Annotated in this window: 8 protein-coding genes; 5 read left to right on the top strand and 3 right to left on the bottom strand. The window is 61.7% G+C overall.

The features are described from left to right. The coding region (locus tag RSB01_RS00460; RefSeq protein ID WP_332624965.1) for a TadG family pilus assembly protein at nt 1-643 on the bottom strand (643 nt) is incomplete at its 3' end. Continuing rightward, complete coding sequence (locus RSB01_RS00455) at nt 643-1,059, bottom strand: TadE/TadG family type IV pilus assembly protein (protein WP_332590597.1); 417 nt, start codon at nt 1,057-1,059, stop codon at nt 643-645. The genes RSB01_RS00455 and RSB01_RS00460, both read right to left, overlap by 1 nt. 177 nt (nt 1,060-1,236) lie before the next feature. Between RSB01_RS00455 and lepA the strand changes: the two genes are divergently transcribed. From lepA to RSB01_RS00430, 5 genes are all read left to right on the top strand, one after another. After that, nucleotides 1,237-3,045: a translation elongation factor 4 gene (gene lepA / locus RSB01_RS00450; RefSeq protein ID WP_332590598.1), complete on the top strand. Its 1,809-nt coding sequence runs from the start codon at nt 1,237-1,239 to the stop codon at nt 3,043-3,045. 213 nt (nt 3,046-3,258) lie between these two features. After that, nucleotides 3,259-6,108 carry a pitrilysin family protein gene (locus RSB01_RS00445; RefSeq protein WP_332590599.1) on the top strand — a complete coding sequence of 950 codons (2,850 nt, stop codon included), beginning with the start codon at nt 3,259-3,261 and terminating at the stop codon, nt 6,106-6,108. Between the two features lie 114 nt (nt 6,109-6,222). Then, nucleotides 6,223-6,978: an NYN domain-containing protein gene (locus RSB01_RS00440; RefSeq protein ID WP_332590600.1), complete on the top strand. Its 756-nt coding sequence runs from the start codon at nt 6,223-6,225 to the stop codon at nt 6,976-6,978. A 71-nt stretch (nt 6,979-7,049) separates the two neighbouring features. Next, nucleotides 7,050-8,924, top strand: coding sequence for a cobaltochelatase subunit CobT (cobT, locus tag RSB01_RS00435; RefSeq protein ID WP_332590601.1), 1,875 nt, complete (start codon nt 7,050-7,052; stop codon nt 8,922-8,924). Beyond that, a complete protein-coding gene (locus RSB01_RS00430) occupies nt 8,921-9,907 on the top strand; it encodes an esterase-like activity of phytase family protein (RefSeq protein WP_332624964.1) in 987 nt (328 codons plus the stop codon). The genes cobT and RSB01_RS00430 overlap by 4 nt, the downstream gene beginning before the upstream one ends. On the opposite strand, the gene RSB01_RS00425 is transcribed toward RSB01_RS00430, so the two are convergent. After that, nucleotides 9,904-10,509 carry a demethoxyubiquinone hydroxylase family protein gene (locus RSB01_RS00425; protein WP_332590603.1) on the bottom strand — a complete coding sequence of 202 codons (606 nt, stop codon included), beginning with the start codon at nt 10,507-10,509 and terminating at the stop codon, nt 9,904-9,906. The two genes, RSB01_RS00430 and RSB01_RS00425, sit on opposite strands and share 4 nt — an antisense overlap. Between the last annotated feature and the right edge of the window lie 2 nt (nt 10,510-10,511).

Below are 10,511 nucleotides of genomic sequence, written 5' to 3'. Positions count from 1 at the left end.
CGCCCGCCTCGACGCCCAGATCGACCGCCAGAGCATCCACGAACTGCAGCAGATTCACATCTGCGCCCAGCAGGCGATTATAGTCCATCACCGACAGGTTGACGTTCGAGCCCAGCAGCGTGCCCAGCAGCCCGTTGACCAGTCCGCGATTCAATCCCAGCAGACGCGAACCAATCGAGAAGACTGCGGTCGGTTTTGCCCCGGGTAAGGCTGCGGTTGCTGTGCGGGTGACGGGTGCCGTCTTGGCACCGAAAATACCGGCGAAGAACAGCGGGGCCTCACCCCTGATCGTCACACGCGCGGCATTGGGCATAGCGCCGCCAACGGTAAAGCGGTTTTGCGGTTTGATGGTGCGTTCGGCCAGATAGACGCCGGTCTGGGTTGTGACCGTAATATCCGCTCCCAGATTGGCCTGCGCCGTCGCACTGGCGGCGGCACTCGCCGCCGGTAGGTTACGGGCAGCTGACAGCGCGGCCAGATCGGCAGCCCCCTGTACCTCGCGGGCCTTTAGGGTCAGCGAGCCCAGATCAATCGCCAGCGCGGCCAGCACGACAAACAGCACGACAGCCGCAGCCCCGATAATGGCTACGCCACCTTGCAGGTCCTGACGAAAGGCCCGCAGCAGGTGCCGTAGCGCCACCATCAGTACCCGCCCAGACGGACGACAGCCTCGCGCTTGATCGATTGCGGCGGCGGCACGGTCAGGCTTTTGAGGGCCATGATAGGATGCTTGCTGATGTCGTAATCGATTTTGACCGACACGACCTGTGCGTCGCTTAGAACAACGACACTATTGGCACTGACCGGTACGCCCATCTGGTTGCCGCGTGTCGACACAAAATCCAGCGCCAGTTGCCGCCGTTCGGCAGCATCCAGACCGCCCAGCGACGCGCGTGCGGATTCATAGGCCAGTGACTGTACCGAGTGGGCCAGCCAGAACCAGCCGCCATAGACAATCATGCCGATCATCATAAACAGCAGGATCGGAGCTATAAGAGCGAATTCGACGGCAATGGAGCCACGACGCTCGCATTTGTTACGGTTTACTATTCGAAGCATGGGGGGATGCCTCCAAATATCATTGTTATGATAAAGCGCCGCTACGCTTGAAGAGTTTCCCAACAATCATGGTAAACCCGCATTAAGCAGGCTTTTGGCAGGGCAAACCGCGCCTATCGACTACGTCATCCCATCGGAAAGTAGCGTTTGGGCTCAGGCGATGCTAAGCGCCGCTACATGACGACGCCTCCTATTGAACGCATCCGGAATTTCTCCGTGGTCGCCCACATCGACCATGGCAAATCCACGCTCTCTGACCGCTTGATCCAATTCACCGGCGGCCTGACCGCGCGGGAGATGTCGGAACAGGTTCTCGATAATATGGACATCGAGAAAGAGCGCGGGATTACCATCAAGGCGCAGACCGTGCGGCTGAACTACAAGGCCAAGGACGGGGAAACCTATGTCCTGAACCTTATGGACACGCCAGGGCACGTCGACTTTGCCTATGAGGTGTCGCGCTCGCTGGCAGCCTGCGAAGGCTCGCTGCTGGTGGTGGATGCTTCGCAGGGCGTCGAAGCCCAGACCCTGGCCAATGTGTATCAGGCCATGGACAACAATCACGAGATTGTACCGGTCCTCAACAAGATCGATCTGCCCGCTGCCGAACCCGAGCGCGTGAAGGCCCAGATCGAGGACGTGATCGGTCTGGACGCCTCGGACGCTATCGAATGCTCGGCCAAGTCGGGCATCGGCATCGAGGACGTGCTGGAAGGCATCGTGACCCGCCTGCCCGCCCCCAAGGGCGATGCGAACGCGCCGCTGAAGGCCATGCTGGTCGATGCGTGGTACGACCCGTACCTTGGCGTTGTGCTGCTGGTGCGCGTGTTTGACGGCACGCTGAAGGCGGGCATGCGCGTCAAGATGATGCAGTCCGGCTCGACCCACCTTGTGGATCGCGTGGGCGTCTTCCTGCCCAAGAACACGCCCGTCGAGGCGCTTGGTCCTGGCGAGGTCGGCTTTATCACCGCACAGATCAAGGAAGTGGCGCACGCCGCCGTCGGCGACACCATTACCGACGAGAAGAAACCGACTGCGGAACCTCTGAAGGGCTTTAAGGAAGTCCAGTCGGTGGTATTCTGTGGTCTGTTCCCCGTCGATGCCGCAGACTTTGACGATCTGCGCGCGGCCATCGGCAAGCTGCGCCTGAACGATGCGTCGTTCACCTATGAAATGGAAAGCTCGGCAGCACTGGGCTTTGGTTTCCGTTGCGGGTTCCTGGGGCTGCTGCACCTCGAAATCATTCAGGAACGCCTGAGCCGCGAGTTCAATCTCGACCTGATCGCGACCGCCCCGTCGGTGGTTTACAAGATCGGTATGCGCGACGGCACCGAGATCGACCTGCACAATCCGGCCGACCTGCCGGACGTCATGCAGATCGAGACCATTTCGGAACCGTGGATCAAGGCCACCATCCTGACGCCGGACGAATATCTGGGCGGCGTCATCAAGCTGTGCCAGGACCGTCGCGGCAACCAGATCGAGCTGTCCTATGTCGGCTCGCGCGCTCTGGTCGTCTATGAGCTGCCACTGAACGAAGTGGTGTTCGACTTCTATGACCGTCTGAAGTCGATCTCCAAGGGCTATGCCTCGTTCGACTACGAGATCACCGACTATAAGGTTGGCGATCTGGTCAAGATGAGCATCCTCGTCAACTCCGAGCCGGTGGACGCCCTGTCCATGCTGGTACACCGCGCCCGCGCCGAAACGCGTGGCCGTGGCATGGTCGAGAAGATGAAGGAGCTTATCCCTCCGCACATGTTCGTCATCCCGATCCAGGCGGCCATCGGCGGCAAGATCATTGCCCGCGAAACCGTCCGCGCCCTGCGCAAGGACGTGACGTCCAAATGCTATGGCGGCGACGCCACCCGCAAGAAGAAGCTGCTCGAGAAGCAGAAGGCCGGCAAGAAGCGCATGCGCCAGTTCGGCAAGGTGGAAATCCCGCAAGAAGCCTTCATCGCCGCCCTCAAGATGGACGACGATTGATCAGCGACTGTCGAACAGCAATGAAAAAGCCCCGATCGAAAGGTCGGGGCTTTTTTGTAGTCTGTCATCGCTGGTGCAGGGGCGAAAGCCATACAGGGGCCGTCAGGCGCTCAGGTCAAACATGAACATTTGGACAGAAAGCGTCATGTCGCATTGCGGGCAGAAATAAGGCGGTTAAGGTTCGCCCAAATCTATTTCCGAGGGGGAAACCTTATGCGTCGTCTTGCGACTTCTGCCGCTGTTGCGGCCCTTATGGCCGGTCTAGCACCGGCGGCTATGGCCCATACTGCGGCGGCTCCGGCAGGCAATCCTGCACCGGCCAGCACCACCCAGGCGCAGGAACTGCGCGGGGCACCAGTGGCCGATCTGATCGCGCGTGTCGATATTCCGTGGAAGCGTTTCCAGCTGGATAACGGCCTGACCGTGCTGGTCAACGAAGACCACAAGGCCCCCGTTGTCGCGGTCAGCGTCTGGTACAATGTTGGCTCCAAAGACGAGCCGAAGGGTTCGACCGGCTTTGCCCACCTGTTCGAGCACCTGATGTTTGGCGGTTCGGAAAACAGCCCTGTTTCGCACATCCAGACCATGAATGCCGCAGGCGCGACCGCCCTGAACGGCACCACCTGGTTTGACCGCACCAACTATTTCCAGACCGTTCCGACCCCTGCGCTGGAATACACGCTGTATATGGAATCGGACCGTATGGGTCACCTGCTGGGTCAGGTGAGCCAGGAGGTTCTGGACCTGCAACGCGGCGTTGTTCAGAACGAAAAGCGTCAGGGCGACAACCAGCCCTATGGCCTGACCTATTATGCCACGCTGGAAGCCCTGTTCCCCGAGGGCCATCCGTATCGCCACTCGACCATCGGTTCGATGGCCGATCTGGATTCGGCCAGCATGGACACTGTGCGCCAGTGGTTCATCGACAATTATGGCCCGAACAACTCGGTTCTGGTGATGTCGGGTGACATCACCGAGGCCAAGGCCCGCGAACTGGTGGCCAAGTATTTCGGTGACATCAAGGCCGGTCCGGTGAACACGCCGTCCGCAGCCGATATACCGACGCTGGCGGCACCTGTTTCCGAAACCCTGCACGACCGCGTGGCGCAGGCCCGCGTCAGCCGCAACTGGGTCACGCCCGGTATGCTGCATGACGACACGGTGCCGCTGAGCGTTGCGGCCTCGGTTCTGGGCGGGCTGAACAGCTCGCGTCTGGACAATACACTGGTGCGTGGCGACCAGACCGCATCGGGCGTGTCGGCAGGCAATCAGGTGTTCCAGCGCGTCAGCATGTTCTCCTATTCGGTGACAGTGAAGCCGGGGCAGGACCCCGAAGCTGTGGCCGCCAAGATGGACTCCGCCTTCAACGAGTTGATGGCCAATGGCCCGACGCAGGACGAGATCGACCGCGTGGTGACGCAATATGCATCGCGCACCATCCAGGGTCTGGAGCAGGCCAATGGCAAGGCTTCGGTTCTGGCCGAGGGCCAGCTGTATGCCGGTGATCCGGACCACTACAAGAAGCAGTTGGAGCGCTATGCGGCTGTGACGCCGCAGCAGGTGCGTGATGCCATGCAGCGCTGGCTGACCCGTCCGGTCTATAGCCAGACCGTCCTGCCGGGCGAGCGCGAGGCCTATGTCGATGCGGCGGCGGCACCGTCGGGTGCAACCCCGACACCGGCTGCCGAGATTGTGCGCGTCCAGCGCGATCCGGCACCGGCGATTGGCGATGTGAAGAATGTGGACTTCCCCGATGCGGAACGCGCCACGCTGTCGAACGGTATCGAGGTGGTCTATGTCCACTCGACCGCCGTGCCGGTGACGCGCATTGCGCTGGAGTTCGATGCCGGTCTGGCGGCCGATCGTGCCGACCGTCTGGGCGCGCACACGCTGATGCTGAACGTCATGCAGGAAGGCTCGACCACGCGCGACAGTCTGGCTCTGGCCGAGGCGCAGGAACGTCTGGGCGCAACGCTCGGTTTCGGTTCCAGCATGGACCGCACCGTGGCCAGCCTGAGCAGCGTCAGCACCAATCTGGAGCCGTCGCTGACCCTGTTTGCCGATGTGCTGCGTAATCCGGCCTTTGCGCCGTCGGAAGTCGAGCGCATCCGCGCCCAGCGTCTGGCCCGTTTGGCCAGCGAGAAGACCCAGCCGGGGGCTCTGGCCAGCCGTGCCTTCCCGTCGCTGGTCTATGGCGAAGCCCACCCGTATGGCCGCCCATCGAGCGGTTCGGGTACGCCCGAAGTGATCACCGCCCTGACGCGCGCCGATCTGGTGGGTGAACACCAGACCTGGATCCGTCCGGACAATGCCAAGCTGTTCGTGGTTTCGGACCTGCCGCTGGCCACTGTGACCGCACAGTTGAACGCGGCCTTCGGTGACTGGCGCGCCCCGTCGGTAGCCAAGGGTGCCAAGGACTTCTCGGTTGCTCTGCCGCAGACCTCGGCGCGTATCGTCCTGATCGACCGTCCGCAATCGCCGCAGTCGATCATCATGGCCGGTCAGGTGCTGCCGGTTTCGGGCACCGACGACAACCTTGTACTGGGTCTGGGCAATACGGTTCTGGGCACCGACTTCCTGAGCCGCATCAATGCCGATCTGCGCGAAACCAAGGGCTGGTCCTATGGTGTGCGTGGCAGCATCTCGACCTATCAGGGCCGCTCGCCCTACATCATCAATGCGCCGGTTCAGGCCGACCGCACGGGTGAATCGGTTCAGGCCCTGCTGGACCAGTATAACCGCTTCCTCGGTGGCGAAGGCGTAACCCCGGCCGAACACGAGCGCACCATCAAGGGGGATACCCGCTCGCTGGCCGGTTCGTATGAAACGGGCGGTGCCGTATTGAGTGCCCTGCGTTCCAACAGCCTGTATGGCCGCCCTGACGGCTATCAGGAAGCTATGGCCGCCCGCATCAACGCCGCCACCGCCGCGCAGATGGACGCCGCCGTCAAGGCTGCGATCGACCCGAGCAAGTTCGTCTGGGTCATCGTCGGCGATGCCGAGAAGGTGAAGCCGCAACTGGAGGCCCTTGGCCTGCCGGTCGAGGTGCGCGCCATCGACTAAGGGTCTTCAAGGCCGAACAAATGAAAGGGGTCAGCTGCAAGGCTGGCCCCTTTTTTTATTGATCATCACCGAAAGCAGAACGATGATATGTCATCTGTGTATCAAAAGGTTGCCATGTCTACAGATACTAAACCTCTGAAACTGGCTGTTCTGATCGATGGCGAGAACGCATCAGCGCGCATAGCCGAAGCGCTGTTTACAGAAATTGCTACTCTGGGCGAGGCCACAGCACGGCGCATTTATGGAGATGCTGCCAGCCTGCCCCTGAAGAGCTGGGTCGAAATTCTTCCCAAATGGGCCATCCAGTGGCAGCAAAACTTCCAGAACACCAAGGGCAAGAATTCTGGTGATATTGCCTTGGTGATTGATGCCATGGATCTGATGCATTCCGGCCGCTTCGACGGTTTTTGCATCGTGTCATCGGACAGTGATTTTACACGCTTGGCTGCTCGTATCCGCGAGCACGGCTTACCGGTTTATGGTTTTGGGGAACACGAGACACCCGAGAGTTTCAGGCAAGCCTGTAGCCGTTTTATCTACACTGAAAATCTTATACCTCCTGCCGAACCGCAACCGGAAAGCTCGCTGCCGATCGTCAAGAAAAGCCGCTTAAATGATCGTAATCACGCTCAACAGCTTATAATCAACGCCCTATCAGATGCCGATGAAGACGGAGACGGATGGGTCTCACTGGGTGTCGTTGGCAACCGCCTTCGGAGCATCTATCCGGACTTTGATCATCGCACATACGGCCATCAAAAACTGTCTGACCTGATCCGCGCCCTGCCGAAACTCGAGATCACGCGCAGCGAAGGCAATGGCTTAAAAGTACGAATAAAGCCGACACCCCCTAAAAAAACCAAGACCTAAAAGCTGCACGTTCCCTTACGCAAAATGCCATCCCCCCTTCCCCTTGGCGTGGCATCGTCTATGTGTGGGCCATGGCCGGTCCAGAGACACCACAGGAAGTTTTCAAGCGGGCGCTGGCGCATGCGGCGCGGGCTTTGGCGGAACAGCCGGAGCTGGAGGTTCACTTTGCCTCGGACGGGCCCAAGCTGGTCGGTAATGTCCTGACCCTGCCGCACCCGCCGCGTAATCCCAGCGCCATGGAAGAGGCGACCGCACGCGGTCACGCCGACCGTATTGCGCTGAAACTGGCCAATCATGATCCCGCCATCGACGCCAAGGCGCGGCCCGTGGACCGTACCGCCGCCGAGGTGTTTGACGCGCTGGAACAGGCGCGGGTGGAAACCATTGGCGCACGCAAGCTGGCCGGTGTGCGCTCTAACCTTCGCGCCGCCCTGGTCACCCGTCTGGAGCGCACAGGCGCTTTGCGCGCCGATGCCGACAAGGTGCCGCTGGCAGAAGCAGTGGCCATCATGCTGCGCGAGCGTTTGCTGGGCACACGTGCGCCGGATGGTCTGGGCGATATGGTGGACCGCATCCGTATTGATCTGGAAGGTCGTGCGGGCGCACAGCTGGATGCACTGGCCGACAGTGCCGACGACCAGAGCTTGTTTGCGCGCCGTCTGAACGATCTGTTGCGGGCGCTAGACCTCGAGGCCAGCTCGGCCGATACGCCCGACGATAGCGAGAACGAGGGCGAGGACGAGCCGGACGAAGCGCAGCAGGACGCCCCCGACGAGGACGAGCAAGAAGAAGACGGCGAGGCCGAGGGCGGACAGTCGCTGGATGGCAGTGCCGATGACCAGAGCGCCGAGGACGAGCGCCAGACCCGCCCCGACGGCCGCCCTTCCGATCCCGAAGGCGAACCAGGCGAAGAAGACCCCGAACTAAGCGAAGGGGCCATGCCCAATCGCACCGAGAATGCCGACGATGGCCGTGCGGTCGATTTCTACAAGGCCTTTACCACGGCCTTTGACGAGGTGGTGGACGCCGCCGAGCTGTGCGACCCGATGGAGCTGGATCGTCTGCGGGCCATGCTGGATGTGCAACTGGCCTCGCTGGGCAGTGTAGTGTCGCGACTAGCCAACAAGCTGCAACGCCGCCTGATGGCCCAGCAGAACCGCTCGTGGATGTTCGACCTTGAGGAAGGCATGCTGGATACGGCGCGCCTGACCCGCGTGATTACCGACCCGACCAGCCCGCTCTCGTTCAAGATGGAGAGCGAGAGCCCGTTCCGCGATACGGTCGTGACCCTGTTGCTGGACAATTCCGGCTCCATGCGCGGGCGCCCCATCATGGTGGCGGCGATCTGTGCCGATATTCTGGCGCGGACGCTGGAGCGTTGCGGGGTCAAGGTCGAGATTCTGGGCTTTACCACCCGTGCGTGGAAGGGTGGCCAAAGCCGCGAGCGCTGGATCAGCGAGGGCAAGCCTGCCAATCCGGGTCGTTTGAACGATCTGCGCCACATCATCTATAAGGCCGGTGATGCGCCGTGGCGCCGCGCCAAGAAGAACCTTGGCCTGATGATGCGCGAAGGCCTGCTGAAGGAAAATATCGATGGCGAGGCCCTGCAATGGGCGCATGACCGTCTGATGGCCCGCAGCGAGCAACGCCGCATATTGATGGTGATTTCGGACGGCTCGCCCGTCGATGATTCCACCCAGTCGGCCAATGCCGCCCTTTATCTGGACCGGCATCTGCGCCACGTCATTGCCGAGATCGAGCAGCGCTCGCCGGTCGAACTGCTGGCCATCGGCATCGGACACGATGTGACCCGCTGGTACAAGCGGGCCGTGACTATCTCCGATGTCGAGCAGCTGGCAGGGGCCATGACCGAGAAACTGGCCGAACTGTTCGAGGCCCAGTCGGGCGCGGCCAAAACGGCAACACGACGCAAACAGTCCGCATGAACCGCAAGCTTTATCTGGCCGCCCTATCCTGTCTGGCGTTGGCCGCCTGTGCGGGCGCAGCGATTACCAGCCAGCCGTGGATGGGGGCTACGTCACCGTCACCGTGGCAAACCGCCGAGGTCGATACCCGCACCATCGGGCTGGGACTGCCTCTGGGCAGCCAGTTGGCACAGGGCGTCCGCTTTGCAGGCGGGGTGCAGGTATTGACGCCGACCCTGTCGCCGGTGCGCAGCCTGTCGGACCTGAAACTGGTCGGTGACAACGGCTTTGTCACCGTGTCCGACAAGGGCGAACTGGTGCGCGGACAGATCGAACTGGACGCAAGTGGGCAACTGGTGGGCCTTGGACAATGGCGCAACCGCCGCCTGACACTGGCGGACGGACAGCCGATTACCGACAAGATCGACGGTGATGCCGAGGGGCTGACGATACTGGCCAATGGCGATCTTCTGGTCAGCTTCGAGGGCAACCACCGCATCTGGAACTATGGCCCGCTGGATGACATGCACGGGCCGGTGCCTGTGGTGCGTCCGGTCTGGCCGTTTGACGGCAATGCGGGCATGGAGGCGCTGGCCAGTCACGGTAATCTGTGGCGCGTGGGCGGGGAAGAAGGCGGAGTCTGGGACTGTCAGGCGCTTGCGAGCGCGACATGTACACTGGTCCGTATGCCGCCCAGCGAGCCATTGAAGGCCAGCGACTATCGCACGACCGGCATGGATCGTGATCCGGACGGGCGCGGATGGTGGGTCGTGCAGCGGGCCTATACGCCGCCTCTGGATATGCGCGCGCGGGTGCGCCGCATGGACGAGGACGGAAGTCTGGGGCCGGTTCTGGTGGAGCTGAAACTGCCGGCCACCACCGATAATTTCGAAGGCATTGCCGCAACAAAAAGAGACGGGAAAACCCGCCTCTATATTTTGTCGGACGATAACGAAAACCCGCTCCAGCGCTCGCTGATGCTGGCCTTTGACGTTACGCCCTAGATACGTTCGCTGATCTTGATGGCCGCCTTGCAGCCGACCTTGATGACGCTGCTGAGCAAGCGATAGGCCGGAGCTTCGCGGCTGCCGTTTGCAATGGCGTGATCGTGGTGGGCCAGCTCTTCTTCGCGAAACTGCGTCAGCTCGGCAGCCAGTTCGGGGTCGCGGTCGCTGATTTCCCTGATCTGGTCGGCATAGTGTTCTTCGATCACGCTCTCGACCGCCTCGGTGCAGGCATGGGCGGCTTTTTCGCTGATGAGGGCGGTGCCTGCCCCCAGAACCGTGGCGGCGATCTTCCACACAGGGATCATCGCTGTGGGGCGGACCTTGTGCTCGTTCAACAGGGCATTGAAGCGGTCAAGGTGAACCTGCTCGTGACCTTCCATCTCGGTCAAGTCGCCGGTGATCTGGTCCTTGCCCTTGCGGTCGCCCAGAATGGCGCGCTGGGCACGATAGATATGGACGGCGGCAAACTCGCCCGCATGGTCCACCCGCAACATCTCGGCCATACGGCGTTGCGGTGCCCCCGGCCCCGGACGCGGCAACGGCACACGGCGGGCATCGGCAATAGAGGCGGGCGTCTGGATTTTGGGCGTGTCGGTCATGG

This window comes from Brevundimonas sp., assembly GCF_036659295.1.
Taxonomy (GTDB): Bacteria; Pseudomonadota; Alphaproteobacteria; order Caulobacterales; family Caulobacteraceae; genus Brevundimonas.
The sequence above is the reverse complement of the archived record's forward strand: the minus strand, read 5'-3'. Positions and strand labels throughout refer to the sequence as shown.